The 24,229-nt window shown below is 44.0% G+C and carries 39 protein-coding genes; all 39 read left to right on the top strand.

Annotated elements, in window-relative coordinates; genetic code table 11:
- The first annotated feature begins 19 nt into the window (after window positions 1-19).
- The 39 genes from AC2EXB_RS12370 to AC2EXB_RS12180 all read left to right on the top strand — a co-directional run bounded on the left by AC2EXB_RS12370 (window position 20) and on the right by AC2EXB_RS12180 (window position 24,208).
- Window positions 20-316: a hypothetical protein gene (locus tag AC2EXB_RS12370; RefSeq protein ID WP_483601708.1), complete on the top strand. Its 297-nt coding sequence runs from the start codon at window positions 20-22 to the stop codon at window positions 314-316.
- Complete coding sequence (locus AC2EXB_RS12365; protein WP_483601706.1) at window positions 316-897, top strand: hypothetical protein; 582 nt, start codon at window positions 316-318, stop codon at window positions 895-897. The genes AC2EXB_RS12370 and AC2EXB_RS12365 overlap by 1 nt, the downstream gene beginning before the upstream one ends.
- Window positions 894-1,082, top strand: a complete 189-nt coding sequence (locus AC2EXB_RS12360; RefSeq protein WP_483601704.1) for a DUF6877 family protein — start codon at window positions 894-896, stop codon at window positions 1,080-1,082. The genes AC2EXB_RS12365 and AC2EXB_RS12360 overlap by 4 nt, the downstream gene beginning before the upstream one ends.
- A complete protein-coding gene (locus AC2EXB_RS12355) occupies window positions 1,064-1,318 on the top strand; it encodes a DUF7446 family protein (protein WP_483601703.1) in 255 nt (84 codons plus the stop codon). The genes AC2EXB_RS12360 and AC2EXB_RS12355 overlap by 19 nt, the downstream gene beginning before the upstream one ends.
- Window positions 1,315-1,491: a hypothetical protein gene (locus AC2EXB_RS12350; RefSeq protein ID WP_483601701.1), complete on the top strand. Its 177-nt coding sequence runs from the start codon at window positions 1,315-1,317 to the stop codon at window positions 1,489-1,491. The genes AC2EXB_RS12355 and AC2EXB_RS12350 overlap by 4 nt, the downstream gene beginning before the upstream one ends.
- A 41-nt stretch (window positions 1,492-1,532) precedes the next feature.
- On the top strand, window positions 1,533-1,988 hold the full coding sequence (locus AC2EXB_RS12345) for an SAM-dependent methyltransferase (protein WP_483601699.1): 456 nt from the start codon (window positions 1,533-1,535) through the stop codon (window positions 1,986-1,988).
- A gap of 340 nt (window positions 1,989-2,328) precedes the next feature.
- On the top strand, window positions 2,329-2,658 hold the full coding sequence (locus tag AC2EXB_RS12340; RefSeq protein ID WP_483601697.1) for a hypothetical protein: 330 nt from the start codon (window positions 2,329-2,331) through the stop codon (window positions 2,656-2,658).
- A gap of 15 nt (window positions 2,659-2,673) precedes the next feature.
- A complete protein-coding gene (locus AC2EXB_RS12335; protein ID WP_483601695.1) occupies window positions 2,674-2,982 on the top strand; it encodes a MazG-like family protein in 309 nt (102 codons plus the stop codon).
- A complete protein-coding gene (locus tag AC2EXB_RS12330) occupies window positions 2,972-3,190 on the top strand; it encodes a hypothetical protein (protein WP_483601693.1) in 219 nt (72 codons plus the stop codon). The genes AC2EXB_RS12335 and AC2EXB_RS12330 overlap by 11 nt, the downstream gene beginning before the upstream one ends.
- On the top strand, window positions 3,180-3,317 hold the full coding sequence (locus tag AC2EXB_RS12325; protein ID WP_483601692.1) for a hypothetical protein: 138 nt from the start codon (window positions 3,180-3,182) through the stop codon (window positions 3,315-3,317). The genes AC2EXB_RS12330 and AC2EXB_RS12325 overlap by 11 nt, the downstream gene beginning before the upstream one ends.
- 107 nt (window positions 3,318-3,424) lie before the next feature.
- The gene (locus AC2EXB_RS12320) at window positions 3,425-3,925 is read left to right on the top strand and encodes a Holliday junction resolvase RecU (protein ID WP_483601690.1); all 501 of its coding nucleotides are present in this window, start codon (window positions 3,425-3,427) and stop codon (window positions 3,923-3,925) included.
- Entirely contained in the window at window positions 3,922-4,107 is a 186-nt protein-coding gene (locus AC2EXB_RS12315) for a hypothetical protein (RefSeq protein ID WP_483601688.1), read from the top strand. The genes AC2EXB_RS12320 and AC2EXB_RS12315 overlap by 4 nt, the downstream gene beginning before the upstream one ends.
- Window positions 4,104-4,322 (top strand): hypothetical protein, encoded by a 219-nt coding sequence (locus AC2EXB_RS12310; protein WP_483601687.1) that lies wholly within the window; start codon window positions 4,104-4,106, stop codon window positions 4,320-4,322. The genes AC2EXB_RS12315 and AC2EXB_RS12310 overlap by 4 nt, the downstream gene beginning before the upstream one ends.
- A 12-nt stretch (window positions 4,323-4,334) precedes the next feature.
- Complete coding sequence (locus AC2EXB_RS12305; protein ID WP_483601686.1) at window positions 4,335-4,541, top strand: XtrA/YqaO family protein; 207 nt, start codon at window positions 4,335-4,337, stop codon at window positions 4,539-4,541.
- Complete coding sequence (locus AC2EXB_RS12300) at window positions 4,538-5,545, top strand: putative phage abortive infection protein (protein WP_483601685.1); 1,008 nt, start codon at window positions 4,538-4,540, stop codon at window positions 5,543-5,545. Before AC2EXB_RS12305 ends, AC2EXB_RS12300 begins: the two co-directional genes overlap by 4 nt.
- Before the next feature lie 88 nt (window positions 5,546-5,633).
- Window positions 5,634-6,122: a sigma-70 family RNA polymerase sigma factor gene (locus tag AC2EXB_RS12295; protein ID WP_483601684.1), complete on the top strand. Its 489-nt coding sequence runs from the start codon at window positions 5,634-5,636 to the stop codon at window positions 6,120-6,122.
- Window positions 6,123-6,181: 59 nt separating this feature from the next.
- Window positions 6,182-6,397, top strand: a complete 216-nt coding sequence (locus AC2EXB_RS12290; RefSeq protein WP_483601683.1) for a hypothetical protein — start codon at window positions 6,182-6,184, stop codon at window positions 6,395-6,397.
- Between the two features lie 167 nt (window positions 6,398-6,564).
- Window positions 6,565-6,888, top strand: coding sequence for a hypothetical protein (locus tag AC2EXB_RS12285; protein ID WP_483601682.1), 324 nt, complete (start codon window positions 6,565-6,567; stop codon window positions 6,886-6,888).
- A 73-nt stretch (window positions 6,889-6,961) separates the two neighbouring features.
- Window positions 6,962-7,387, top strand: coding sequence for a terminase small subunit (locus AC2EXB_RS12280; protein ID WP_483601681.1), 426 nt, complete (start codon window positions 6,962-6,964; stop codon window positions 7,385-7,387).
- Entirely contained in the window at window positions 7,380-8,618 is a 1,239-nt protein-coding gene (locus tag AC2EXB_RS12275) for a PBSX family phage terminase large subunit (RefSeq protein ID WP_483601679.1), read from the top strand. The genes AC2EXB_RS12280 and AC2EXB_RS12275 overlap by 8 nt, the downstream gene beginning before the upstream one ends.
- A gap of 5 nt (window positions 8,619-8,623) precedes the next feature.
- Window positions 8,624-9,976, top strand: coding sequence for a phage portal protein (locus tag AC2EXB_RS12270; protein ID WP_483601678.1), 1,353 nt, complete (start codon window positions 8,624-8,626; stop codon window positions 9,974-9,976).
- Between the two features lie 2 nt (window positions 9,977-9,978).
- A complete protein-coding gene (locus AC2EXB_RS12265) occupies window positions 9,979-11,292 on the top strand; it encodes a phage minor head protein (protein WP_483601677.1) in 1,314 nt (437 codons plus the stop codon).
- A gap of 184 nt (window positions 11,293-11,476) precedes the next feature.
- On the top strand, window positions 11,477-12,070 hold the full coding sequence (locus AC2EXB_RS12260) for a DUF4355 domain-containing protein (protein WP_483601675.1): 594 nt from the start codon (window positions 11,477-11,479) through the stop codon (window positions 12,068-12,070).
- Between the two features lie 120 nt (window positions 12,071-12,190).
- Complete coding sequence (locus tag AC2EXB_RS12255) at window positions 12,191-13,075, top strand: phage major capsid protein (protein WP_483604746.1); 885 nt, start codon at window positions 12,191-12,193, stop codon at window positions 13,073-13,075.
- 17 nt (window positions 13,076-13,092) lie between these two features.
- A complete protein-coding gene (locus tag AC2EXB_RS12250) occupies window positions 13,093-13,386 on the top strand; it encodes a hypothetical protein (protein ID WP_483601674.1) in 294 nt (97 codons plus the stop codon).
- Between the two features lie 10 nt (window positions 13,387-13,396).
- A complete protein-coding gene (locus AC2EXB_RS12245; protein WP_483601673.1) occupies window positions 13,397-13,756 on the top strand; it encodes a phage head-tail connector protein in 360 nt (119 codons plus the stop codon).
- Window positions 13,743-14,069 carry a phage head closure protein gene (locus tag AC2EXB_RS12240; protein ID WP_483601672.1) on the top strand — a complete coding sequence of 109 codons (327 nt, stop codon included), beginning with the start codon at window positions 13,743-13,745 and terminating at the stop codon, window positions 14,067-14,069. Before AC2EXB_RS12245 ends, AC2EXB_RS12240 begins: the two co-directional genes overlap by 14 nt.
- Entirely contained in the window at window positions 14,062-14,481 is a 420-nt protein-coding gene (locus AC2EXB_RS12235; RefSeq protein ID WP_483601670.1) for an HK97-gp10 family putative phage morphogenesis protein, read from the top strand. The genes AC2EXB_RS12240 and AC2EXB_RS12235 overlap by 8 nt, the downstream gene beginning before the upstream one ends.
- Window positions 14,478-14,882 (top strand): DUF3168 domain-containing protein, encoded by a 405-nt coding sequence (locus tag AC2EXB_RS12230; protein WP_483601668.1) that lies wholly within the window; start codon window positions 14,478-14,480, stop codon window positions 14,880-14,882. Before AC2EXB_RS12235 ends, AC2EXB_RS12230 begins: the two co-directional genes overlap by 4 nt.
- 15 nt (window positions 14,883-14,897) lie before the next feature.
- Window positions 14,898-15,425, top strand: coding sequence for a phage major tail protein, TP901-1 family (locus AC2EXB_RS12225; protein WP_483601667.1), 528 nt, complete (start codon window positions 14,898-14,900; stop codon window positions 15,423-15,425).
- Window positions 15,426-15,496: 71 nt separating this feature from the next.
- On the top strand, window positions 15,497-15,964 hold the full coding sequence (locus AC2EXB_RS12220; RefSeq protein ID WP_483601665.1) for a tail assembly chaperone: 468 nt from the start codon (window positions 15,497-15,499) through the stop codon (window positions 15,962-15,964).
- A gap of 17 nt (window positions 15,965-15,981) precedes the next feature.
- Window positions 15,982-16,287 carry a hypothetical protein gene (locus AC2EXB_RS12215; RefSeq protein ID WP_483601664.1) on the top strand — a complete coding sequence of 102 codons (306 nt, stop codon included), beginning with the start codon at window positions 15,982-15,984 and terminating at the stop codon, window positions 16,285-16,287.
- Window positions 16,288-16,290: 3 nt separating this feature from the next.
- The gene (locus AC2EXB_RS12210; RefSeq protein ID WP_483601662.1) at window positions 16,291-20,853 is read left to right on the top strand and encodes a phage tail protein; all 4,563 of its coding nucleotides are present in this window, start codon (window positions 16,291-16,293) and stop codon (window positions 20,851-20,853) included.
- Window positions 20,854-21,702 (top strand): phage distal tail protein, encoded by an 849-nt coding sequence (locus AC2EXB_RS12205; RefSeq protein WP_483601660.1) that lies wholly within the window; start codon window positions 20,854-20,856, stop codon window positions 21,700-21,702. It begins immediately after the preceding gene.
- Window positions 21,703-21,714: 12 nt separating this feature from the next.
- Window positions 21,715-22,911 (top strand): hypothetical protein, encoded by a 1,197-nt coding sequence (locus tag AC2EXB_RS12200; RefSeq protein WP_483601659.1) that lies wholly within the window; start codon window positions 21,715-21,717, stop codon window positions 22,909-22,911.
- A 12-nt stretch (window positions 22,912-22,923) separates the two neighbouring features.
- Window positions 22,924-23,196 (top strand): hypothetical protein, encoded by a 273-nt coding sequence (locus AC2EXB_RS12195; protein WP_483601658.1) that lies wholly within the window; start codon window positions 22,924-22,926, stop codon window positions 23,194-23,196.
- The gene (locus AC2EXB_RS12190) at window positions 23,196-23,324 is read left to right on the top strand and encodes a hypothetical protein (protein WP_483601657.1); all 129 of its coding nucleotides are present in this window, start codon (window positions 23,196-23,198) and stop codon (window positions 23,322-23,324) included. The genes AC2EXB_RS12195 and AC2EXB_RS12190 overlap by 1 nt, the downstream gene beginning before the upstream one ends.
- Before the next feature lie 34 nt (window positions 23,325-23,358).
- The gene (locus AC2EXB_RS12185; RefSeq protein ID WP_483601655.1) at window positions 23,359-23,493 is read left to right on the top strand and encodes a CD1375 family protein; all 135 of its coding nucleotides are present in this window, start codon (window positions 23,359-23,361) and stop codon (window positions 23,491-23,493) included.
- A gap of 175 nt (window positions 23,494-23,668) precedes the next feature.
- Window positions 23,669-24,208, top strand: coding sequence for a hypothetical protein (locus tag AC2EXB_RS12180; protein WP_483601654.1), 540 nt, complete (start codon window positions 23,669-23,671; stop codon window positions 24,206-24,208).
- Window positions 24,209-24,229: the final 21 nt, after the last annotated feature.

The following is a 24,229-nucleotide window of genomic DNA, read 5'->3' as shown; positions in this document are numbered from 1 at the left end:
AATCTGAGGGGGTTTGAAGATGGAATACAAACAAATGGTGGCATTGGAAAAAGGGGAACGATTAGCGGTGTTTCAGGATGGTGAATGGAAGACAGGCACGTTTGACCGATACATCAGCGGCGCGGATCCGTCGATGTGGTTTGCCTTTGATGAACGGCAGCAGGCACCGGGCGGAAACATCTGCACACGGGTCTACACGGGATTGCAGTGGGGCGAAGACTACTGGAACGAGAAAAACAAAGACAAGAAATTCCGCAAGCTCAGCGAGGATGAACTGAATGCGGAGTTGATCGGGAAGATGGGAGTGGAAGCGTGATGCAGAAGGTGATAATTACAAAAGAACAGGCAAAAGCGATTGAATCTGCAAGAACGGAGGCAACTGACGACTGTATTTTAAGAGACACCGGCAGAATAGGTGTCACATGGATAAACGAAACATCCCCGCTTAATTTTATGGACTTGGCTTTATTAGCAAAGGCTCTGTATATCGGTTATGAAATCGATAATAGCTATAAAAAGGGAGACAAAGTATTATTTCAAGTCGAAGATAGTATCCCGGTAATTGCTACACTGCAAAATAAAATTTTCCAAAGTAAAGACGAGTGGTCTACTGATGAAGCTATTGGACATATTTCTGAACAGTACTTCCGACACGCAACTAAAGAAGAAGTTCTTTGGCTCGGCGAGCTAAATCGAGAAAAGATTGGAGAATTTCAAGAAACCGATGTTGTAAGATACGGAAACCATATTTACCAAGTTTTTTATCACATGGGATGTCCTACTTACAATAATCACATTTCTCCTGAATACGCAAAAGAGTTATATGAAAAAGGAGAATTGGAATGGATTATACCTGCTCAATCATTAAAACCATTTCCAAAGGAATCCGAATCATGAGTCCGATAGCCGAAATCAACCAACTGTCTCGTCACTTGCCATTATTCGCACTCCAGGACATTCAGCAACGAATTACCGACTGGCTGGCAATGGGCGGGAATGAGAACGATCCGTACATTGAGCAGCAGCTGCGGTATGCGAAACGATTTGTGGGGGAGGAAACGAAATGCCAAAAGAAATCGTAGTTACAGGAATCGGAAACACAATTGAATATGCAACGACAAATGGCGCCGGATTAATCACGGGAAAACGAGAGGATATAACAGAGCAAGCTATCAGCGCAGTATTTGCCCATCTAAAAACTGAATTTGAAAGATGCAACAAAGAAGGTAAAGCTTTTGGCAGAAACTTTGGAGAACATGGTCGTTTATTATATCTTGCTCCTGGCACAGATGTTGTCTGGAAGGAGGAAGAACAATGAAATCCAATTATGACAAGGTGATTGATGCGATCCCGTTTTGGAAGCCAACTAGAGACTGCCGAGTATTCGGCGTCTCGGCTATCCAGGGCATCACGAATTGCGGATTGCTTGAAGCGGTACGACTGAAAGAAAAATTGGAATACGAGGGTGCCATACCGAAAGACCGGTTCTGAGTATCCGTACTTTAGATGGATTAGATGAAGGAGGAAAAGGAATGACGAGAGTTTTAGACGCTTGTTGCGGCAGTCGGATGTTCTGGTTCGATAAACAGAATGAAGACGCCACATACATGGATAAAAGAGAGTTAAGCGATACCCTATGCGACGGGAGAACACTAGAAGTGAAACCGGACATAATCGCTGATTTTCGCAATATGCCTTTTGAAGATGAAAGTTTCTACATGGTGGTATTTGATCCACCGCATTTACTGAAAGCTGGCGATGATTCATGGTTGGCCAAGAAATACGGCAAGCTTGATCCAGACAACTGGCAGGACGATATTGCAAAAGGATTCAACGAATGTATGCGAGTTCTAAAGCCGAACGGCACATTGATTTTCAAGTGGAATGAAGAACAAGTGAAGCTTAGCCAAGTGCTAAAGGCAATAGATTCTAAACCGCTAATCGGCAATAAACGCAGTAAAACGCACTGGCTCGTATTCATGAAGTAAAGGGCCGTTCGCTAATAAATCGTGGTAGTGAAAACGAAAGGAATGAGGACATGCAAATACTAGAAATCCTTTGGGCGATGTTGCTGAGCTTCTGGATCCTGGTCACGGCCGTCGGTTTGTATGAATTCACGAAACACTTCTGGCAAGTACGAAAGGAGCGCATCCAATGGGAAACGTCACAAAGAAAAAAATAGAGCCCGGCAAATTCATTCACTGCAAACGGTGCAGTCGCAAGAAGAAAGTCAGCTACGGCAGCCTCTGCGCTTCCGTGAGCTTGTGTGGTCGCTGTGCCAATATCGATGTTGAATGGACATTGGAATAACGAGGAGAGGTGAGGAAAATGGCGAAACTGCCTTTGGAGGAACGGTTGGAAATCATGCAGAGGATTGATCGGCTGTGGGTGCGGTATCAAGCGGGTGAAAAAGTGGATAAGGAACTGCGGAAATGCGGGAAGCTGCTTGGGGATTCGGACGTGACCGAACGGAATCCTGATAAACGGGCTTATACCAAGTACAGCAAGCAGAGTCTGCAGCAAGCCTTGCGGAACAAGATTCCACGACAAACGTTTTGGGGACGCATAACGCATTACCAGTGGTCTGAATGGGAAGCGGCTAATATTCCGCCGAGGATGACGCGGAAGAAGTTTTATGAACAGCGGAAGGCTCAGTGAAGGGGAGGAAGAAGGATGAATGAATTAGTTGCTCAAGTTGAAAAATGGTCGAAGGATAAAGCGCTGGACAAAGCGGATTCTTCAAAACAGTTCCTAAAAGTGACGGAAGAGGTTGGGGAAGTGGCTCGCTCATTAGCCAGAGGCGATCAAGAAGGCTTGAAAGACGGAATTGGCGATGTGGTGGTCACGCTGATCATATTGGGACAGCAGAACGGATTGGCGTTAGAAGAATGCTTGCAATGTGCTTATGACGAAATTAAAGGACGTAAAGGTAAAATGGTCAATGGTGTTTTCGTGAAGGAGGGCGACTTAGTTGGCAGCTAAGAAACGCCTGCCCGGCGAAGTCTACCGCCCCAGTGTCACGGTGCTGAAAACGAAGAAAGAAGAACCCACGGCGATTGAAGTCAGCGGCAGAGTTTTCGTCTTTGATCCCGTGGCGCATGAGAACCGGAAGAAGAACAAAGCCAGAGCGATGCGGCGGAAGAAAGTGAAGCGCTGGAAGAGTAAGGAGAGTCAGGTTAATGAGCATTGAAGTAAGAGAAGGCATGATTATCACGTTATCAGTCATGAATTTTAAAGATGAAAAGTACTACGAAGAAATGTCGGATCATAGATTGTGCGAAGAATATGACAGACTCATGCAACGGAATGAGGGGTGAAGGGATGTCGGCAATCGAAATAATGTATGCGAATCCAGAATTAACGACGATGTGGTTGATTATTATCTCAGTAGCAGTAGCGAAAATTGGGAAAAAGGAGTGAATCCATGAGACACGGACAACGCGGCAAGCAACTGGAGCAATTAGTGGACATGGCCAATCGCCAGTACCGGAGTAAAGGCATGGCCGATGTGCGAAAGATCCCAACGCCGGTGACGATCACGAACAACAAGGCTGGAAAAATCACAGGATTTGTAACAAAAGGCGAGCTAGTCGATTACTTCGGCATAGCAAATGGGCGGGCATTGATATTCGATGCGAAAGAAACGAACATCACCACATCTTTCCCGTTGAAGATTCATCCCCATCAGTTCGAAATTTTGAAATCATGGCACGAAAAAGGCGCGAGGTCGTTCCTGTTGGTGTCATTCACCAAGCGACAGGGCGAAACCTACATCCTGCCGTTCGAGCTGTTAAACGAAGCCTGGGCAGGCTATATCGGGGACGGAGCAAAGTCGATTCCGTACAGTGTGTTTTTTGAGAAGTGTGAGCAGGTGAAATCGGAAAAAGGATTTGTGCTTCATTACCTGAAAGGGGCGATTGCATGACACTTTGGACAATAGGACTTGGCATCGGGCTGGCGCTGCTGTTTGCCATCACGAATGCGGTTTCTTATCAACGCGGCTCAACGGTTGGCTATAAGATCGGGCTGAAAAAAGGCATCAAGGTGAGCTTTCAAAAGGTTCATAAAGGAGGCTATGCCATTAAGTGGGGAGATGAGAAGGAATGAGCTACATCCTTTTCGAAGATGACCGTCTGGATTTAAACTTTGTTTTCTCCGAACCGGAGTTGAGGGACTTTCGGGAAATGTGGAAAGCGGAGATTAGCCTTGTGAATATTGCGAAGAAGCTGAAACGCAAACCTAGCGAAATTGTTTTGCTGGCATTTGACCATGCCGAACGCGGATTGATACAGACCCGGGCATCAGGAGTAAACGGACTTTAGGAGGTTCTATAGATGGTACAAATGAGGATGAAAGAGGTAATAATTTCCGAGACAGGGGAACTAAAGTTGGATATAATGGAATTACCACTAAGCTGCGCTCTCATCATTTCTGAGGGCAAGGTGAAGCTGGTCGAACTTCCTTCTCATGCGCAGACGAGTATCGTTACGTACAAAGGGAAAGTGAAGCGTGTGAATTTTGATGAGGGGGAAGATTTTTGAGTAAAAATAAAGAAAATGAAGATGAAGAGAAGAAGTGGTTTCAAAAGTGGGAGAATTATTGGATTATAGCTGGTGGTATTATTGCTTTAGTGGCAATTGCTGTCCCATTCTCTATAGTTCATTTTACTAATACGAATTACAAAGTTATTGAATTAGATAAACTAGGAACAATTGGTGATTTTTTTGGTGGAACTACTGTTGGTCTTTTTACGCTAGCGAGTATAACCCTTGTAACTGCTGCTATTGTAATGCAAAAAGAAGAACTAACACTTCAAAGAAAAGAGTTGAAGGCTACAAGATTGGAATTTGAAATAGGCAATTCCACCGCAAAAGTTCAACAAATCGATAATGCATTTTTTAATATGCTTTCACTCAACCATCAAATTACAAACGATATTAAAATAACTAGACTCAGTAATACTTATACTGGTAGAACTGCGTTAATTGAATTAAGACAAGAGTTAATAGAAAATCTTGCATATAAAAAATTTTTATTAGATTACCCTGATAAGAGCTTAAAGTATTGGTACGACCAAAGACAATTTCGTAGTGAATATATCCAAAGTTTCCTAGAAAATGATAATGGTATTGACCAAGTTTATTTAGATGAAGTATATAAAGAATTTCATGATGATTACGGCTATTTAATTGGTCATTATATGAGAAATAATTATAGAATTGTTAAGTTTATAGTAGAGAATGTAGTTGAAAATGATAGTGAATTAAAAGAACTTTCTTCCAACTCTCAACGAAAACCAATTTTAGGAGATAGAAGATATTATTTTGGAATGCTGCGTGCACAATGGTCAACACCGGAATTCGAATTAATATTTATTAATTCTTTATACTCTCAGAATAAAAAATTCAAAAAGTTAATAATTGATTATGATGTTTTAGACATTAAGGAATCCGAAGAAAATCATGAAAAAGAAAATAATTTTAAAATTAAAAAGGATTTAAAGCAATTTAATGTCTTTAGAAAACTTATTGAACTTGAAAAATAGTCCGCACCAGTCAACTGGAGGACACCATTACAGCTTAATCGCTGTTTTGGTGTCCTCTTTTTTATTTCTAAATGAGAGGGGTCATTGTATGAAAATCTGGGCTGATGATTTACTACATGAATACGGAATTGGAAAAAAGGATTTGGAACGGCGTCGCGATCGATTAGACAGAGAGAACTTTCACGACAAGCAAGACCTCACCCAGATCAACAGCATGATCGAGAGCATGACATTCTCGATGGAGTGGATGGAGTCGGGGAGACAGCCGAGTACTTATAAGGGCATTGATAAGAAGCGCATCTACCAACGACAGTCATTTGCTAACATGGATTTCATTCCGGACATTACTGAACAGCTAGAGGAAGGACCGAAACAACTTCGCATGACGGCCGAAGAAAAGATTATTCTAGCAGAAATATTTGCAGCTCTATCTTATCGCGAAAGACAGTGCTTTATTCTACATGAAGCTAGTGGTTTAAGTATGGGGAAAATAGCGGATGAAATTGGTTTAAAAAGAAGAACGGTTCAGCAATATGTTGAACGCGCAAGGGAAAAAATTAAATTAAGAGTAGGATGAAACTATTAGGTAAAAAGGAACGTAATAATGTTAAGAAATGAGAAAGGAGGATAACTAGTATGAATATAGATTTCTATGAAGCATTAATTCCTGGTATGATTGATGGATTTTCAGCAATAGCTTTCGGGATTCTTCCAATATTCCTGTGGATTTTAGTTCCTGCAATAGTACTCAACAGACTTATTGGCGGAAAGGAAGCTTGGAATTTTGGTGCATTACTTGGGTTAATTGCTTATTTTACAGTCGGACCCGAAGCAAGTTTAAATTTGTTCTGACGTACAATTGACGTACAGAGTATCAAGGGATGAAGGGGAGAATAAAAGAGGGGATGCATCGAGTGATGTAAACCTCTCCACTGCCCCTCTAATTACGAGTGGTTTTTACTGGTATAAAAGGATTTAATTCCTTCGGCGTAGAATCTTTACGAAGAGGAGGTGAAAAGATGAAATTCGAAATGAGTGGTTTTGATGATTTAGAAAAGAAGTTAAAAGAAATGGAAAAGGCCGCTAAGGAACTGGAAGGAACTAAAGAGGTTTCTTTTGGCGAACTTTTTAATGATAACTTCATGAGAAAGTATACTGATTCTGATAATCTTGAATCTTTCTTCGGTAAAAGTGGTTATAAAATTGAAACTGAAGATGATTTTGATGCTCTTGATGAAAGTGAATTTGATGCCTTTGTAAACAAACATTCTGAGTTCAATGATTGGGAAGAGATGTTAGGTAAAGCAGGAGAAGAATACGCAATAAGAAAATTAGGTTTATAAATTCGTAAGCATCTTCTTTAGGAGGTGCTTTTTATTATGTCTAAGAGAGCAAATAGCGCAGAGAAGGTGATACATGGTGAAACTAAGCGTAAAACATCAAGCGTTTGCAGATTACTACATCGAGCTTGGGAACGCTGAACAGGCTGCTATTAAGGCTGGTTATAGTAAAGCTTATTCAAGAGGCAATGCACACAAGCTGGTTGCAAAAGTGAGCATAAAATCATATATAGCTGAGCGAATGGAAGAATTAAAATCTGAGCGGGTAGCTGACCAGCAAGAAGTCATGGAGTTCCTGACATCTGTGCTGAGAGGGGAAGCAAGAGGGACTGCTTTGGTCGGAGAAGGAATGGGAGCTCAAAACGTTGAGCAAGTGTTGCCATCGGTCGCCGAGAAAGTGCGTGCTGCTGAACAGATTGGTAAACGGTATGCAATGTGGACCGACAAACAGCAAGTCGAAGGATTGTTACCTGTCACGATCGTGAATGATTTAGATGACTAACATCAGCTTGAAGCAAGTCGTAGGCAAAGGGTACCGCGAGTACTGGAATTACAAAGGGCGCTATCGAGTTCTAAAAGGTGGTCGGGGTTCGAAGAAATCAACCACAACGGCACTGAACTTCATTACTCGATTGATGGAATATCCAGATGCGAACCTATTGGTCGTGCGAAAAGTATTCAAAGACCATAAAGATTCCACGTATACACAGCTTAAATGGGCGATGAATCAGTTAGGAGTAGCTCACCTATGGGATTGCCGGTTAAGTCCGTTAGAAATGATTTACAAGCCAACCGGACAGAAGATTATGTTCCGCGGCTTGGATAATCCGATGTCCGTCACCTCAATAACAGTGGAGAAAGGATATTTAGCCTGGGCATGGTTCGAGGAAGCGTTCCAGGTCGTAAATGAAGACGACTTCAACAAAATCGATATGTCCATCCGTGGTGATACGGGTGGCTTGTTCAAGCAAATAACGCTGACTTTTAACCCGTGGAGCGATAAGCATTGGTTGAAGAAGCGTTTTTTTGATGCCGAATATCCGAATGTCCTGGCATTGACTACAAACTATCTGATCAATGAATTCCTCGATGCTTCAGATATTGAACTATTCGAGTGGATGCGGATCCATTCGCCTCGCCGGTACAAAATTGAAGGATTGGGCGAATGGGGCATTGCAGAGGGTGGCGTGTTCGAAAACTGGCGTGAGCTGGCGTTCGATAAAACCGAGATTGCGAAACGTGAAGGCATTAAAGCGGTATTCGGTCTCGATTTTGGTTACACCAATGACCCGACTGCCCTAGCGTGCGCTTTCGTTGACTTGACTAACCGAGAGTTGTTCCTTTTTGACGAAATGTATGAAAAGGCTTTGCTAAATGACGAAATTGCGAAACAGATATCAGCGAAAGGCTACAGCAAAGAACTGATCATCGCAGATAGCGCAGAACCAAAGTCCATTGTGGATTTACGGCGATATGGATTAAGAAAAGTGAAAGCCGCTGAGAAAGGGCCGGACAGTGTAAGAACCGGCATCCAGTTCATTCAGCAGTTTTCTATCTATGTTCATCCGTCGTGCCAGAACTTCAGCATTGAACTGGCAAACTACGTGTGGGCCACAAATAAAGAAGGCAAGCCGACCAATAAGCCGATTGACGAATACAATCACTTGCTGGATGCGCTGAGATACAGCATGGAACCGATACGAAAACAAAGCAGAACTCCAAAAGGTAGGTGAAATCATTGCTGCAATTTAAAAAGACGATTCAAGAAACGGGCATCACCGGCTTACTGGTTCATCAGATCATCGAAGAACACGCAAAAGACCGGGAGCGGATGCTCAAACTTTATCAACGATACAAAGCAGATTCAGACGGCCCGAAAATCTTTTCACGGGAAGCCACGGAATATGAAGATTTTGAAACGGGCGGGAATGTTCGCCGGGTTGATGACAAAGTTAATAACCGATTGAACAATGCGTTTGATGTGGATATTGTCGATACGAAAGTGGGCTACATGTTCGGTCATCCGATTACGTATGATATGGACGATAAAGAATCGCCATTGAAAAAAGAAATCGAAAACTTCTTGCTGCGGAACAATGCAGAGGATGCGGATTCGGAATTAGGGAAGATGGCAGCGATCTGTGGAATCTCAGCTCGACTTGCTTATGTGGATATTGAAGGCGATGAACGAGTAAAGAACATGAATCCGTGGGAAGTGGCATTCATTGGTGATGATGTTCACGAACCGGACTATTCCTTGCGCTATTACAAGCAAGGAGACGACCTGTTCGCTGAGTTTTACGATGACACAAACATTTACTTCTATGAGTCGAGAAACGGCACCAGCTTCGTTCAGAGGGATGTGAAAGCGCATCTGTTTGAATACAATCCTTTATTCGGTGTGGCAAATAATGCGGAGTTGAAGGGTGATGCGGAAAAGGTGCTGGCTCTAATTGATGCCTATGACCGTACACTGTCCGATGCTTCCAATGAGATTGAGCAATACCGGCTGGCTTACTTAATCCTAAAAGGAATGAGCGCAGACGACGATACGCTCAATGATTTGAAGAAGACGGGAATGTTCGAGTTATTTGGCGAGAATGACGATGTGCGCTACCTGACGAAGGACATCAACGATCAGATGATTGAAAACCATTTAAATCGATTGGAAGACAACATCCTACGTTTTGCAAAATCCGTGAACTTTACGGACGAATCATTCTCTGGACAAGCATCCGGCGTGGCATTGAAGTACAAAATCATGGCACTCGAGAACAAGTGCATCACAATGGAGCGAAAATTCACTTCCGCCTTGCGTTATCAGTTCAAAGTAATCTTCAGTGCCTGGGCAAAGCGTAAAGGCGTCAGCAAAGAAGATTATCTCAAAGTGTGGTTCGGCTTCAAGCGCAATCTTCCGATTCACATTCAAGACGAAGCGGCAGCGACATTGGCATTGAAAGGCTCGGTTAGTGAACGCACGCGGCTATCCTTATTGCCATTTGTCGACAATGTGGATTATGAGCTGGAGGCGATGGAAGAAGATGCTTTGCGTTATGGACAAACACTGCCTGCACTGAATGAAGGTGATTAAGCATGAACCAATTCGAAATCGAAGAACAGCTCGACAAGCTTTTAATCAATGCTGAATCGGATCTCGAGAAGGTGTTTGGCAAGCGATTGAAGACTATCCTCTTTCAACTATCGGAAATGTACCGGAAGTATGAGAAGAACGGCGAACTGAGCTTTACTGAGCTGAATAAATACAATCGGTTCCAGAAGGAAATGAAATTAATCACCGATTTAATGTCCAATCACTACCGAGAAGTCATTCAGACCATTCAGGAACAAGTCGAAACACAGTATCTAGCGAAATACTTGCTCACGGCTTATGTGGTTGAAATGGCAGTGTCAGACGGCACGGAAATTGGCTATAAATTACCGTCGCTCAGTGTGATGACCGGCATTGTGAAAGAGTTGCTGCAGGAAATGGAGATTCCGTTACCTGAACGGCTGCGTGATTCTGATATCAAACGGATGCTTGAAAAGCATTTTGGACCGGAACGGGAAACCGTCGAAACCAAACAAGAAATGCTTCGGGCGATTGAAGTTGAATTCGAATTGGCGAGAGAACAAGCGCGGGAATTAACGGAGCGCATTATCAAGGCTGTGGACGAGAAGAAAGATTCCAAGTCTTCTTCGCGTATGGGCTTCACGATTCCTTCGCAGGGTGTGATTGAAAGTGCGCTTGAGAATCCAGTGAAAGAGCTCTCCCTCCCGAAAGTGATGGAGGAGCACCGGAATGAAGTCGTCCGCAAAATCAACATCGAAATTGCACAGGGATTGATTGCTGGTGAAGGTTATTCGCAGATTGCAAAACGGTTGGAGAAACAAGTCGGTTTTGCATCCAATAAAGCACGCCTGGTCGCTCGAACGGAAGTCGGAAGGGCTAGAAGCATTGCTTCGGAACGCGTGAATGAGGTGGCTTCCCAGTACGCCGAGACGGTCAAGGTTTGGGCATCGATGCTAGACAATCGAGTCCGAATGACGCATCGCTTTCTAGACGGAAAAGAAGCTGATAATAACGGCGTATTCACTTATAAGAAGAACTTCACGACGGCACCAAGGCTTTGGGTTGGTCCGGATGCTGCAGCTCTTACCATTCAATGCCGATGCGTAATTGTGTTCAAGGTAAACGGCAAACTGCCAGAATACCGGAGAGAACGCGACTACATGGACGACAAGTATCAGCAGAAGCTTGCGGATCGCATTGATAAGTACATGGCGGATGAATCAATGACCTATAAACAGGCATTGAAGAAAGCACAGAAGGAAATCAATCCGCCGAACCGTGTGATTCCTTATGTGACTTATGAGGACTGGAAAGAGCAATTAACTGTGAACGACTAATTTTTGAAAGGGGTGATGGATATTGCTAGGCCATAAGCAGGCGGTATGCCGGAAAGGTTAAGGTGATCCATCATCTGCGAGCTATCGGTTAAATAGCAAAGCGTCCTAAGCACGACGTCATAAAAGGCTTATTTATTATGCGTTCTGTGGGCTTTGGCGTATGGAGGGCAAAGGAGGAAGCGAAATGAAGATTGATTTAAATAAATTCAAAGAACTTGTTGAAGCTGGTGACAATTCGGCTCTTGAAAAGCATATCCAAGAATCGCTTGAAAGAGGTGACCTCGTATCGGCAGCTGCAGCAAACAAAGATTTCCGAAGTGAATTGGATTCCGTGAAAGATACACATCACAAAACGGCCCTTGAAACATGGAAATCCAACCACTTGAATCAATTGGTCGAGGAAGAAGTGAAAAAACGAAATCCGCCAGAAGAAACGCCGGAGCAAAAACGCATTCGGGAGCTCGAAGAGAAGATTGCAAACGGGGAAAAAGCGACACAACGTGCTGAATTGAAGAATAAAGCCATGGCGTATGCGACTGATAACAAGTTGCCGTCTCAATTTGCATCTAAATATATCGAACGCTTCTTGGGCGACGATGAAAGCTCGACGACTGCTACTTTATCGGAATTAAAAGCCGATTTGGATGCGTTGATCAATGATGGCGTGAACAGCAAGTTTAAAGAAAACGGCCGGGAAGTGCCGAGCGGCAATCCAGGAGCGACAACAATCAAATCGATTCAGGATATGGCTGCAGAACATAACGTCCGAAACCAATAAAAGGGAGGCCATCACAACATGGCAGTAGAAAAAACAGTAAACCAAACAAAACGATTGAGCTTAGGAGGCGGAAACCTTCAGTTCTTCGCTGAACAAACATATACACCGGATCACGTTCTTATGTCCGATGTAAAAAACGGTAAGATTCCAGAAGAACAGGGCGGTTTAATTATCGAGGACGTCATTAAAGGCTCGACCGTCATGAAGCTGGCGAAGAATGAGCCGATGACAGCACCGAAGAAAACATTTTCTTTTAAAGCAAAAGGACCTGGCGCTTACTGGGTATCTGAAACTGAAGTGATCAAAACTTCTAAAGTCGAATGGTTGACAGCTTCCATGCAAGCGGAAAAAGTAGCCGTAATTATCCCATTCTCGAAAGAGTTCTTGCGCTATACGGCTAAAGACTTCTTTAACGAAGTGAAACCGTTAATTGCTGAAGCATTTTATGAAACGTTTGATATTGCAGCGTTGTTCGGCACAAATTCTCCTTTCGCTGCGCACACAAGCGGCAAATCTGTTTTCAATGGCGCAACAGATGCAGGAAACTTGATTGCTTTAGGTTCAGGAACGGATCTACAGGACGAGGTGTTCGATGCAATGGCGCTTATTGAAGCAGGTGGGTTTAATCCTGATGGCATTGCAGCGACAAACGCATTTAAACAAAACTTGCGACGTGCAGTAAACGCAACAAACGGAAACCGTTATTACACTGACTTGAACGACGTGGAAGGCATGCCGGTTACTTATGCGAAGCCGGAAGCATTCGACACAGCTAAAGCAGCGGCGCTTATGGGTGACTGGGATTATGCACGTTACGGTATTTTGCAAGGCATCGAATATGCGGTATCAGAAGATGCGCAACTTTCTTCTGTAGTGGACGCAAACGGCAACCCGATCAACCTGTTTGAACGTGATATGTTCGCGCTTCGTGCAACAATGCACATCGGTTACATGAACGTGAAGCCAGAAGCATTTGCAGCGATTACACCTGATGTCACACCTTAATAAAGGAGGAATCTAAGATGGTCAAATACGTTAAATCATCCGACGGGTTTATCGATGTGGTAAGCCCGGACGGATTTCCTAAACGGATAACTCAAAGAGCTTATGACGTAATCTACAAAGCGAGAGGTTATAAGCCTGCTAATGAAGTGAAGCCTGCGGAAGTGAAAACGAAAGATTACTCCAAAATGAGCGAATCAGAATTGAAGAAAATCAAAAATGATGAATTGAAGGCATATCTTGACGCAAACGACGTCGAATATCCTTCTGATGCAATCAAAGAGGATCTAATCAACGCCATCCTCGGAGAGTAGGTGAAGCCGAATGGAAGTAGAATTTAAGCCTACGCAACAGGACGTGGAAGAAATTAAAGCCATTAACGGCATTCCTTCTACTGAGGATAAGCATGACGCATATATCATGACCATGCTGCCGCTCCTGCTTGAAGATGCAATGGCTCAGACAAATAACGCTTTCGGAGGTATTCATGATGACGGAACGCTTCGCCTGCCAGGTGGCGTGAAAATCTACTTGGCGAAAGCGATTGAACACAGTCTATTAAAAGTCGGGCTGAAATCACGTTCAATGGGCTCTGTTTCGTATTCATACGATTTGGATATGCCTGCTAGCGTGACAAAGTACCTCCGGCCTTATAAGAAGGTGAAGTTCCATGCTTCAAGATGAGTTTCCACACGAAATTGTATTTCTTGAAAAAACGCGCATCCCCGATGGCGGGGGTGGATATGAAACGGGTTGGGCAGAGAAGCTATCCTTCAACGGCTTCTTAGATACGCCTACCAGCCAAGAGTTGTTTAAAGCGCAGCAACTCGATTACACCTTAGACCGTAGCCTGTACTATCCGTTCCGAGAAGACGTGAAAGAACAAATGCGCTGTCGCTACAGAAACGCCACTTATGAAATCGTCGGCAAGCCGGAAGACCAAGGCGGACAACATGAGGTCATGAAAGTGTCCCTGAAGTTGGTCGCGAATGGGTAGCCGCATCACATTTGGCAGTCAGCAATTGTCTAGAGCGATAGAACGTTTTGGAGAACATGTCGAATCGGAAATCAAACGGATCGTCGTGGAGACGGCCCAGACCATCGTATCGAATGCCCGTTTGCTTGCGCCTGTGGATGATGGGAACTTGCGTGACTCCATTGAAATGGAAATCCTGAACGACGGCTTCACGGCAATTGTTCGGGTAACGGCCCATTATGCGATCTATGTGGAATACGGAACTGGGATTTATGCAGCGGAAGGAAATGGTCGTAAAACGCCATGGACTTACTACAGCGATAAGCTCGGTCGGTTCGTCACCACAAACGGTATGCAGCCGCAGCCCTTCTGGGGACCTGCGGTAGACGAAGGCGAACGCTATTACCGAAATGAAATGAGGAGACTCGGATGACAATTGAAACGGCATTGTGGCCCTTACAGCAAGCAATCTACAGGCGATTGTCCTCCGACCTCGTTCCTAGTGCTGTAACGGGCGTTCATGACGTGGTAAGCGAAGAACACACTTTCCCTTACATTACTGTCGGGGAACCGAATGTGCTACCTTTCGAGACGAAAAACAACTACAGCGAAGAGGTTTCCTTCGTTGTACATGCTTGGTCGGATTACGAAGGGAAGAAACAGGCTTATCACATATTAAGTGAAGTATTCAAAGCAATCGGCAAAGGGCTCTCAATCGAGGGTCCTTTTGTTTTGCTCGAAGTGAAGAAACCAACCATGCAGGTGATTGACGACGCAGATCCGCGAATCAAACACGGCATCGCACGATTCAAAGTCATTATCAAAAACAAATGAGGAGCGTGACCATTCATGCAAAGAGGTAAAGATTCAATTCTATTAGTCCAATCAACAAAAGCCGTACTAGGTGAAGACGCCTACTTGATCGGTAACTCAACAGAGCATTCTCACTCAATGGAGAATGAATTGCTAGACGAGCAAACGAAATTCGGCCGCATCTTAGGCTATGGCCAAACAAGCGAATCATTCGATTTAACAGCTTATGGCCAAACATCAGACCCGGGACAAAAAGCTATCGTTGATGGAATTCGTAAAAAAGTACAAGTGAAATTATGGGAAGTTGATTTGAACTTGAACGCAAACGGCAAGCACGACACACTTTTCGCTTACGGTCTGGTTGAATCGGTTGAGAAATCTTCTCCGCAAGACGGATTTGTCGAAGTGTCATCCACAGTTCAAGTATTGGGCAACTCAGTTGAAGGCGAAATTGATCCGCTGCCAGAAGAACTAATTGCTCTTGGGCAGTATGGATTCGAAGCACCAGGCGAATCAACAGGCGAGTTCCCAGAACAAACAAAAGCACCAGTTACAACACCATAATCACGGGCGGGGATTCCCCGCCTATTTTTTTATCCCTTAAAACATTGAATTCCAGAGGAGGAATTAGGAATATGGCAACTTTAGAAATTAACGGTAAACAACACGAAGCAAAATGTTCATTCGCATTTGATCGGGTGGCGAAACAGAAATATAAGAACTTTGATGAAAACGGGCAGGAAATCGAAGGATTTATGAGCATCTTCTTAGGCGTGCTGAGCTTCGACAATCAATCACTTGTGTCCTTCTGGGATTGTGCATTAGCGCATGAGGAAAATCGTCCTACGGTAACTGATATTGAGAATGCCTTAGAAGCTGTGATCGAAAAGACGGGCGAAACAGAACCCTTGTTCAAAGAAGTCTTCGGAGCGATTAACGAGTCGGGGTTTTACAAAAATCCTGTGAAGAAATTCTGGGACGGCCTGGAAACGGTAAAGACGGCCAAGGGCACGAAAGAGGAAAAAGCCGCACAGATGCAGATGTACGAAGTACTGACCGAAAGCAGAGCGGTGTTAACGGATTCGAATACGACCAAATCCTAATCGATGCTGCTCATTACTTGGGCGTCTACGACACGAAACTGATCTATTCCTGGACTCCTCGGGAATTCAAAAACTTCATCAAAGCTAGTCAATTAAGACAAGTCGATGACTATGAAATGGCTGCTGTAAATGCTTATTTCACAGTTGTCGCCAAAGGCAAGAAACGATTGAAGCTATCGGACATTTACGACGCTGAGAAGCACCGGAAACAGATTATAAATGGAACTGTGGAAGAAAAACCAAGGTTCAATGCGGAAATGTTCCGAAATGCGCAGGAAGCGATGAAGAAATACAGACCTAATCCTACTAAGAAAGGAGGGTGATCCATGATTTCAGAAAGATTTACCGCTGATATATTGGCGGATATAAAAGACTTTCAACGCAAATTGAAGGAAGTCGATAAGAGCATTCGAAAAGCTGCACTTGGCGTGACCATTCCTATCAATATCAACACAACGGATTTTGACCGGGGTGCTGCAGAAGTCAACGCCATGATTACACAATTATCTGGCGACGTGGATGTTAATGTGAACGGAGATATTTCCGATTTACAACGGGCCGTCACAGAAGCCAGAGCTGCACTATTAGCGTTGCAAGGCGATACAACCATTACCATCAACGCAAACTCTTCCGACTTTAATGCAGCGGCAAATGATGTGAATCGGCAGACGAATAACCTGAGCCGAAAAATCACAGAAGCTCGCATCGGCGCAGATATCGGTTCCTTTGAAAAGAAAATGATTGAAGTCACACGCGCTTTAACTGAAGCCGGCGATACGGTTACACCGGAAATCCGAGCAGAAACTGCACAGTTCAATCGAGATATTCTCATGGTCCAGGAACGTATGCGAGAAATCGCCCGTTCCACAGCAGATCCGCAAGTCGAAGCAGATATCGCTGGCTTTATGGCTCAGATGGGAGCCGTACAAGCACAATTGTCGGCTTTGAACGAACGGCATGATGTGGATATTACGGCAGATGCAACAGGCTTCTTTGTAACAGCTGCACGCGTCAATCGGCAAGTTCGGGAATTTGCTAGAGAACGTGTAGTGGTGAACATCATTTCTCGTTGGAACAACTACCAAGCCACAATGGGGCAGATCGCTTCCTTCTCTAGAAATATTGGAGAGGTGGCGGCCATTACTGGGCGTGGTGGAATGATTTTAATCAGCCCGGCGGCGGTTCCAGTTATCGCTTCGGCAGTTGGGTTGATTGGAAACTTAGGACCGATGATAGGTGCGTTGGCAGGCTCTACGTTCGCTTTAGCCTCTGCTTTTGGTACAGCCGGAATCGGTGTTGCGGCATTTGCAGGAGTGGCTATCTCAAACTTAAACGACATATTTGGCGCTGCAGAAGATTTGAAGAAACTTGAAGAAAAACTGGCCAAGGCAGAAGGCTGGGAAGAACGAAACAAAATTATGAAAGAAATGAAACAAATTCAAGGGTCTTTAAATGAGGAGCAAACCAAAGGACTTGAAGCCCTTAACGGTTTGAAGTCCACATGGAGTGAACTGACCGACGCCCTGCAACCACAGACCATACAAATCTTCACCAAAGCCTTAGGTACTTTAAGCGGTGTTTTAATAACACTAAAGCCTATGTTCACGAATGTTATGGATACAGCCAATGGATTAATGGACTCACTTAGTCGTTCAATTGAGTCAGCACCTATGAAAGCTTTCTTTGGATACCTAAATACTACTGCTGCACCAATGTTAGAAACCGTCACCAAAGCGGCAGGAAACTTTATACAGGGATTCCTCAGCATGATGACTGCATTTGGACCGTTAGCCATCGAAACCTCAAACGGATTCTTGAGAATGTCCGAGAGCTTCGCAACGTGGTCAGCTAAATTGGGGGAAAGCACGAATTTCCAATCGTTTGTGAGCTACGTTTCCGAAAATATGCCGAAGATCCGCGCAATATTTGGCGATGCCATAATGGGGATCATCAATACCTTTGCAGCGTTTGCGCCTTCCTCGGCGACGATGATGACGAGCTTACAAACAATGATGGCTAGTTTCAGAGCTTGGTCTACAGAGCTTGGTGAGAATGCAGGGTTTAAGAAATTCGTAGACTACTTTATGACCAGCGGGCCCGTCGTACTTAGTGTGATCGGTCAACTCGTGACATTCATCACGAATCTGGGCATTGCGCTTGCTCCACTGGGTTCAACCATTCTCGGCATGGTGCAGTCATTCCTAACGTGGTCAAACTCTATGATGCAGGCTCATCCATGGATTGGGAAAGTCTTCGCAGGTGTCCTACTATTGGTCGGTGCCTTCACGACACTAGTGCCAATTGGCTTGCTAGTCAACTCGTTCTTTAGCGGCTTGATGCTCATGGCCACGAAAGCAGCCATTTCCTTTGCTGTTAGCGCGGCGAAGATTGCAGCTTCTTGGATAGTAGCCATGGGACCAATTGGATGGGTGTCAGCGGCAGTCATTGGAGTTGTCGCCCTAATTGTAGCCAATTGGGACACGGTAAAGGCTTGGACGATTAAAGCCTGGTCAGCGGTCTCGAAAGCCGTGAGTGACGCCGTAACCAAAGTGGTGGGGTATGTCCAGAATAATTTCCCGAAAGTGTATCAACTCATTAAATCCGCGATGGATTCATCAGGCAAAATCATTTCATCTGTTTTGTCGTATGTAAAAACGACTTTTTCAAATGTTATCTCCTACTTAAAAGCCTTAGTAAAAGGTGATTTTGAGGGTATGAAACAAGCGGTCATGAATCAAATGAACAGTACGAAGACGCTAATTGTAAATGTGTGGAATGCGATCAAATCGCACTTCACCAACGTTCTTTCATTCTTAGCGTCCACAGTTGGTGTGAAATTCTCGCAAATTGTAAGTTCAGTTCAAAGCAAGATGGCGAATGCCAAGGCGGCTGCATCTGCTGCATGGGATGCTATGAAATCAGCAGCCTCTTCTAAAATCGGTCAACTGGTTTCATCGGTTGGTACATTTTTTGCAAAGGTCGTGACTACGGTTCGGACGAAAATGACGGAAGCCGTAACTGCGCTCTCTCAAAAAGTTGCAGAAATGCCAGGTAAGGTTCTTTCTTTTGTTGGTGAAATGGTTTCAGCTGGCGGCAATTTGGTGCGAGGTCTAATTGATGGAATCAAGGGTATGGGAAAAGCCGCAATCGAATCCATTACGGGTCTGGTCGGTGGAGTCATCAGCAAGGCGAAATCCCTTCTGGACATCAATTCTCCATCCCGTGTATTTACTCAGATCGGTGAATTTGTTGGGCAAGGATTAGCAAATGGTGTCAGCAGCACACGAAAAGCGAATGAAAAGGTGATGACTGGATTAACTTCAGTACTTACCAGCGCAGCCAAGAACCATACAAAAGAGATTAAGGCGATTCAAACGGCAGCCTCGAAGGAAGTGACAGCAGAAAACAAACGTCACAATTCAGCAATTGCGGGACTCGAACGAAAGGCAGAAGATGATATTTACCGTATCAAAGCCAATGCTAAGGCAAAGAAACGTAAGTTGACCACCTCCGAAAACTTACGCATCGAGAAAATCCGCAAGGATGCTGCGGCGAATATTATAAAAGAGGAAAAGAGTCATGACAGCAAGGTGGCGGCGATCAGAAATAAATCAGTGGCAGAAGTTAAGTCCCAGGAATCAAAATTACAGAAAGACCGTTTAGATGCCATAAAAACCTTTGTGGACAATAAACAGAAGCTTGAAGGCTTATCTGCAGTTCAAGAAGCGAAAATCTGGGAAAAGGCTGTTGCATCATTTAAAAATGGCACACAAGAAAAAATCGATGCGCAAGTCGAATACCAAGCTAGATTGAAAGAAATTAATGATAAAATCTCATCGGTCAATGAACAATTTTTAAATCGAAGTAAAGCGATCAATGACGAACTGGTCGCAGATGAAAAGCGTTTGACAGAAGCCTATGAAAACTCGGTTAATGAACGAACAAAAACATTGTATTCATTTACCGGCTTATTCGAGGAAATGAAATCTTCATTCGAAGGAACTGGAGATAGTTTATTGTCGAACCTCAAAGGGCAAGTCAGCGGCTTTAAAAATTGGGCTAAGGACATCAACGACCTTGCTTCTAAGGGCATCCAGAAAGGTTTGCTTGAAGAACTCCGTGCAATGGGCCCGTCAGCTTATGGAGAGATTGCCGCATTAAATGCGATGTCTGCGACACAGTTAAACGAGTACCAAGCACTATGGAAAGAAAAAACCGCACTTGCCCGTATTCAAGCACTTGGAGAACTAGAAGGTATGCGGAATGATACAAAAACTCAGATCGGATTGTTGCGCACGGAGTCGGCCAAACAACTTGATGCTTTGAAAATAGAGTGGGTAGCAGCAATGCAATCGGCTGCTAACGGAATAGAGACAACATTAAAATCTTTGAAACAAGTCGGATCTAATGCCATTACAGGCTTGATGAACGGAATGGAATCGATGAAAGGACCTTTGATGGCGAAAGCCGGCGCCATTGCCGAATCCATACGGAAAACAATTCAAAGTGCGCTGGACATTCACTCTCCTTCACGGGTATTGGCAACACTCGGAGAATATGCAGGTCTCGGACTAATGCAGGGAATGGATAGCTCGATTGCCGGGATAGTTGCAGCATCCAATCGGATGGCGAGCGCCATGATTCCCGATGTCGCAGATATTCGCGCAAACGGTGTGGATATTCGCTCAGATATCGACAACATGAAGCGCCAGATTAAAAACGAACTGGAAGTCAGCATGTCAGTCTCGCACACAGGCAGCGTACAAGGTGCGGGCGGTGGCATCACGCAACACATCGCCATTCATTCTACAACGCCATTATCACCTAGCGAGATCCGCAAAGAACAAATGAAAGCCAGTCGGCAATTGGCGATGGAATGGGGGGTCTAAATGGAAAAAATCAGCTTTACGAATGCAAGAGGAGAGGTCATTCATTTTGATGGCCCTCCTTTTTATTTGGTCAGCGTTGATGGGCTTGGGGATGTCTCGGCGATAAATCAAACACAGAAGTCACCTTATCAAGATGGCAGTTCCTATGTCGATACGTTATTAGAAGAACGCATGGTTACCGTTAACTTTTTGATAGCAGAAGATGACGGCTATGCAAAAATTTCCGAAAACAGGGCAAAGTCTGGGCGTATTTTAAGCCCTAAGTTAGGTTTAGGCGTTTTGCGTTATGAAAACGAACACTTGATCCGAGAAATTGAAGCGGTGGCTGAATCCGTGCCGATATACCCTGACAGCGGCAGCCGAAATGAAACCCTGCAAAAGGGAATGATTTTGTTCAATTGCCCGAACCCTTACTGGAAATCTCTCACAATGACGGAAGAACCGACATTTGAAGAACTTTTTAAGTTCCCATTTGAGGGAGTCTTTGAGATGGGTATCCAACGAGACGAACGCGTGATGGACAACGATGGGGATAGTCCCGCACCATTATTCATTGAATTTCATGGTCCTGCGGTTAATCCGCGAATCATTAACAACACAACCGGTGAGTTCTTCAAGGTCAATCAGACGCTCAATGAAGGCGAAGTCATGGAGATCGATACAGAGGCAGGGACGGTGTTCTTCCTAGGACCGGATGGGAATCGTCGGAATGTATTCAATTGGATTGATGATGACGCCGTATTTTTCCAATTAGCCTTAGGCGAAAACAATATCGAATACACGGCTGACAGCGATATTCAAGGCGCCATTGTGGATATTCGATACAACAAATTGTACACAGCAGTATAAGGAGGCTAGGAAATGGAAATATTTAAGTTTTTCAATAGCGCACCAGGTGATGCACGTACCTACCAAGCGGCAGATTTCGCAGATTACTTTGGCAGCGTGCTTTCTACAGGATTGCTTCACACTACCGAAGTCCCGGGCATGTCTGTCACTGTGGAAGCCGGAACGCTCAACACAGTCGTCAACGCAGGGAAAGCCATTATGAAGGGGCATCTGTACGAGAATACAGCGCCTCTCACGCTGAGCCACAGCATTCCGGAAGCAACTCTCGACCGGATTGACCGGATTGTTTTAAGACTGGATCTGCGGAATGCGGAACGGAATATAAAATTGCATGTGAAGCAGGGTGTGTCCAGTGCGAGTCCTGTAGCGCCCGCATTACAACGAGATAACTTCATTTATGAATTGTCGCTCGCGCAGGTTCGCGTTCGGGCAAACACGGCAAGCTTACGGGTTTCCGATTTGTTGGATGAACGTCTTGACGAAAATCTTTGCGGGATTGTTTATTCACTGATTAGCATCCCGACGGATCAGTTTCAATTATATATCACAGCTCGAACAGCGGAGCTTGGTGTAGAAGCAGAGCAGTTTGAGCAACAATTAATTCAAAACCTTGCAGATTATGAGCAAGAATACCAGGAATGGTTTGCAGATTTGAAAGCAAGTGGATTTGCTTCTGCATCTGAGTTTGCTGCGCATAAGGCGGATGAAGCGGCGCACGGCATCGGTGATAAAGCATTACTCAGCACAACGGCAAAGACTTCGATTGTCGATGCCATAAACGAGGTTTTTCAATCTGGCAATAACGTAAAGCGTGATATGGTAGCCGCGTTACTTGCCGTAGATCCGGCGCTACCGATTACAGAGAATAGTTCTTGGGAAGAGATTGAAACGGCTGCTGCGCAGATTAGTACGGGGAAGAAGTTTGCCGAGGGTACCTTTAACACAAACAATACAATCAGTGTGAACACTTTAAATTTCCGACCTAATAAGATATGGGTTACTGGGGAAATAGGAGGCGCTACGTACCAAAGGCATCATCAGTCAGGTGTGCCAAGCGCTTTCAACAAAACCGTTATATATTCAGATTTTAATACGGCTTACAAAGGTGGAGAAGGTGCTTATTTCACGATTACGAATACCGGTTTTTCTTGCACTAATCTCGGATTTGCATCAGGTATGACTAATCGGCGCTGGGAAGCCAGTGAATAGGAGGGATTTATATTGGAAACATTAATTATTTATGATGCGGAAGGATACGTTGTATCTTCTCAGTCGGGAACACCTTCACAAAAAGAACCAGTTGGGATTCCTTTCTTATGGGTGACAATACCCGAAAAAAAATATGTAGAACGCGTAGATACTTCCACAGAGGAGCATAAAGTAATATTCGCTGATTATCCAGCCACAGAAATTGAACTGCTTCGGGTTGAAACAGCTCAATCCAATGCAGAAATGTTCGAAATGATTCTGATGATGTCAGGAGGCGGACTTTAATGTTTACAGCAAATAGCCAAATTGTAAAAGACTATGTACTACTCATTCAAAAAGGGATCAAAACCATCGACGACGTACCGGATTTCCAAAATCTGCGTGAGGTCGTTTCAAATGTTCTCGCTGCTTAAACTATTTCTAATACAAACTAAGGAGATGTTATTTATGACATTCACAACGGAAAGCTCAATCGCAAACTCATACGCAATTTTAATCTTGGCAGGTAAACGCACAATTGAGCAGGTCCCGGACGTTGGCAATTTGCGTGAAGTAGTTATCGAAATTCTAACTGGCGAGTAAGTCACACCAGGATCATTATGCGCAGCATCATTAATGCCTAATTAGGCGTATTTTTTTTAAAAGTAATTTTAGAGAAGAAACACTTGTGCTATTTAAAGTTCCAAATTAAATTTTCAATTTTTAGCAGGAATCCATTCCTCCTCTGTCAAATGAATTAGTTTGGGAGGGTGAGGAAATGGAAGAAGATTATGCTTTAGAAATTGAACACTTGAGAGACTTAATCACTTTAGTACAAACAAATGTTACTTTCACATTAACCATTGTCGTAGCTATATTAGGGGTAGCGATAGCGGCTGCTGGGTGGGCGCTTTATGTTCTTGCTCGGAAATGGGTTGATGAAAGAGTGGAAAAAGAATTGAACGTAATCGAAGAAAAGGTGAAAAGTTTTTCCCTTAATAATCCTCAGTTTTTGTGGGCAAGTAGCAGTGGAGTGTTAACATCCATATCTATGGACGCGAATGGGGGAAATCAAATCCCAACATACCAATTACATGGACTTGATAATTTTAAGGAAGAGAATCTTGTTTATCTTGATGTATACTATATATTTGAAAAAAATAGGCAACCAATCACTGATTATGAAATTGAATATATAAAAAACGGTGTATCTATCAGCATTCCTGAAAAGTCACAAAGAAATACATTCAACCCTAATCGTCAAGTCCATATTTTTTTACTTTGGCACAACCCTGTTTTTATTAACGCATTAGAATGATATTTGAAGAGCGCCCTAACC

This window comes from Planococcus alkaliphilus (assembly GCF_057031095.1).
Note: the sequence above shows the minus strand (reverse complement) of the source record. Positions and strands in the feature narration are given on the sequence as shown.

Bases quoted from the DNA above. Each gene is read 5' to 3' on its own strand.
- AC2EXB_RS12370 (WP_483601708.1), top strand. From the start codon at position 20: ATGGAATACAAACAAATGGTGGCATTGGAAAAAGGGGAACGATTAGCG.
- AC2EXB_RS12365 (WP_483601706.1), top strand. From the start codon at position 316: ATGCAGAAGGTGATAATTACAAAAGAACAGGCAAAAGCGATTGAATCT.
- AC2EXB_RS12360 (WP_483601704.1), top strand. From the start codon at position 894: ATGAGTCCGATAGCCGAAATCAACCAACTGTCTCGTCACTTGCCATTA.
- AC2EXB_RS12355 (WP_483601703.1), top strand. From the start codon at position 1,064: ATGCCAAAAGAAATCGTAGTTACAGGAATCGGAAACACAATTGAATAT.
- AC2EXB_RS12350 (WP_483601701.1), top strand. From the start codon at position 1,315: ATGAAATCCAATTATGACAAGGTGATTGATGCGATCCCGTTTTGGAAG.
- AC2EXB_RS12345 (WP_483601699.1), top strand. From the start codon at position 1,533: ATGACGAGAGTTTTAGACGCTTGTTGCGGCAGTCGGATGTTCTGGTTC.
- AC2EXB_RS12340 (WP_483601697.1), top strand. From the start codon at position 2,329: ATGGCGAAACTGCCTTTGGAGGAACGGTTGGAAATCATGCAGAGGATT.
- AC2EXB_RS12335 (WP_483601695.1), top strand. From the start codon at position 2,674: ATGAATGAATTAGTTGCTCAAGTTGAAAAATGGTCGAAGGATAAAGCG.
- AC2EXB_RS12325 (WP_483601692.1), top strand. From the start codon at position 3,180: ATGAGCATTGAAGTAAGAGAAGGCATGATTATCACGTTATCAGTCATG.
- AC2EXB_RS12320 (WP_483601690.1), top strand. From the start codon at position 3,425: ATGAGACACGGACAACGCGGCAAGCAACTGGAGCAATTAGTGGACATG.
- AC2EXB_RS12315 (WP_483601688.1), top strand. From the start codon at position 3,922: ATGACACTTTGGACAATAGGACTTGGCATCGGGCTGGCGCTGCTGTTT.
- AC2EXB_RS12310 (WP_483601687.1), top strand. From the start codon at position 4,104: ATGAGCTACATCCTTTTCGAAGATGACCGTCTGGATTTAAACTTTGTT.
- AC2EXB_RS12305 (WP_483601686.1), top strand. From the start codon at position 4,335: ATGGTACAAATGAGGATGAAAGAGGTAATAATTTCCGAGACAGGGGAA.
- AC2EXB_RS12295 (WP_483601684.1), top strand. From the start codon at position 5,634: ATGAAAATCTGGGCTGATGATTTACTACATGAATACGGAATTGGAAAA.
- AC2EXB_RS12290 (WP_483601683.1), top strand. From the start codon at position 6,182: ATGAATATAGATTTCTATGAAGCATTAATTCCTGGTATGATTGATGGA.
- AC2EXB_RS12285 (WP_483601682.1), top strand. From the start codon at position 6,565: ATGAAATTCGAAATGAGTGGTTTTGATGATTTAGAAAAGAAGTTAAAA.
- AC2EXB_RS12280 (WP_483601681.1), top strand. From the start codon at position 6,962: ATGGTGAAACTAAGCGTAAAACATCAAGCGTTTGCAGATTACTACATC.
- AC2EXB_RS12275 (WP_483601679.1), top strand. From the start codon at position 7,380: ATGACTAACATCAGCTTGAAGCAAGTCGTAGGCAAAGGGTACCGCGAG.
- AC2EXB_RS12265 (WP_483601677.1), top strand. From the start codon at position 9,979: ATGAACCAATTCGAAATCGAAGAACAGCTCGACAAGCTTTTAATCAAT.
- AC2EXB_RS12260 (WP_483601675.1), top strand. From the start codon at position 11,477: ATGAAGATTGATTTAAATAAATTCAAAGAACTTGTTGAAGCTGGTGAC.
- AC2EXB_RS12255 (WP_483604746.1), top strand. From the start codon at position 12,191: ATGTCCGATGTAAAAAACGGTAAGATTCCAGAAGAACAGGGCGGTTTA.
- AC2EXB_RS12250 (WP_483601674.1), top strand. From the start codon at position 13,093: ATGGTCAAATACGTTAAATCATCCGACGGGTTTATCGATGTGGTAAGC.
- AC2EXB_RS12245 (WP_483601673.1), top strand. From the start codon at position 13,397: ATGGAAGTAGAATTTAAGCCTACGCAACAGGACGTGGAAGAAATTAAA.
- AC2EXB_RS12240 (WP_483601672.1), top strand. From the start codon at position 13,743: ATGCTTCAAGATGAGTTTCCACACGAAATTGTATTTCTTGAAAAAACG.
- AC2EXB_RS12235 (WP_483601670.1), top strand. From the start codon at position 14,062: ATGGGTAGCCGCATCACATTTGGCAGTCAGCAATTGTCTAGAGCGATA.
- AC2EXB_RS12230 (WP_483601668.1), top strand. From the start codon at position 14,478: ATGACAATTGAAACGGCATTGTGGCCCTTACAGCAAGCAATCTACAGG.
- AC2EXB_RS12225 (WP_483601667.1), top strand. From the start codon at position 14,898: ATGCAAAGAGGTAAAGATTCAATTCTATTAGTCCAATCAACAAAAGCC.
- AC2EXB_RS12220 (WP_483601665.1), top strand. From the start codon at position 15,497: ATGGCAACTTTAGAAATTAACGGTAAACAACACGAAGCAAAATGTTCA.
- AC2EXB_RS12210 (WP_483601662.1), top strand. From the start codon at position 16,291: ATGATTTCAGAAAGATTTACCGCTGATATATTGGCGGATATAAAAGAC.
- AC2EXB_RS12205 (WP_483601660.1), top strand. From the start codon at position 20,854: ATGGAAAAAATCAGCTTTACGAATGCAAGAGGAGAGGTCATTCATTTT.
- AC2EXB_RS12200 (WP_483601659.1), top strand. From the start codon at position 21,715: ATGGAAATATTTAAGTTTTTCAATAGCGCACCAGGTGATGCACGTACC.
- AC2EXB_RS12190 (WP_483601657.1), top strand. From the start codon at position 23,196: ATGTTTACAGCAAATAGCCAAATTGTAAAAGACTATGTACTACTCATT.
- AC2EXB_RS12185 (WP_483601655.1), top strand. From the start codon at position 23,359: ATGACATTCACAACGGAAAGCTCAATCGCAAACTCATACGCAATTTTA.
- AC2EXB_RS12180 (WP_483601654.1), top strand. From the start codon at position 23,669: ATGGAAGAAGATTATGCTTTAGAAATTGAACACTTGAGAGACTTAATC.